The sequence below is a fragment of the Roseateles oligotrophus genome (assembly GCF_025717515.1).
GTDB classification, from domain to species: Bacteria; Pseudomonadota; Gammaproteobacteria; order Burkholderiales; family Burkholderiaceae_C; genus Paucibacter_A; species Paucibacter_A oligotrophus.
Genome location: NZ_JAJIRN010000037.1, coordinates 1 through 604 on the forward strand (window position 1 = coordinate 1; position 604 = coordinate 604).

Annotated in this window: 1 protein-coding gene; it reads right to left on the bottom strand. The window is 58.1% G+C overall.

The genetic code is table 11. From position 1 onward, the window contains the following. Positions 1-135 precede the first annotated feature (135 nt). The coding region (locus tag LNV07_RS25375) for an MAPEG family protein (protein WP_263573999.1) at positions 136-604 on the bottom strand (469 nt) is incomplete at its 5' end.

Consider the following 604-nt stretch of genomic DNA (forward strand, 5'->3'; position numbering starts at 1 on the left):
TAACGTCGAAGTTGAGCCGCGAGCGGCGGCTGGGCACGGAAGGCCCAGAATGAAATGGGGGCCTGAAGTGACCAGCCGTTGCGAGTCGGCTCGAACGCCAGGTTAGGCGTCGGGCTGTGAGAGGACACTGGCAGGCTACTTGAATAGATGGAAAAGAATGATTGCGCCGCCCACCCATGATGTGAACCAGGCAAGAGTACGGAGATAGATGATGCCGGCCACGTAGGCTACCAGGTGGCACACGCGAGCCCAAAAGAAGATGGTGGCGCCAAGGGCTGTTGCGGCATTGGCTTTGCCGGACATGTGGGCTACCAGAACAAGCACCGCGAATGGTGCAAGGTTTTCAATCAGATTTGCGTGCGCTTGAATGGCTCGGGTTGTCCAAGGAGGGACCGTTAGATCGGTGCCTCTGTTGCCCGCAGCCCAAGCAATTCCACCGGGCTGCAAGAAGCGGCCGGCGCCATAGATAAAGGTTATGCCGACGCACAGAACGGCGGTGGCCACAAGCATCCAGAGATCGGTTGTCATTCTTTCTTTCGTTGGGAGGTGGAACGCGAGGTGTTTCTTCTCGACGCCTAACGTTCGAGCTGAGCGGCCGTAACGT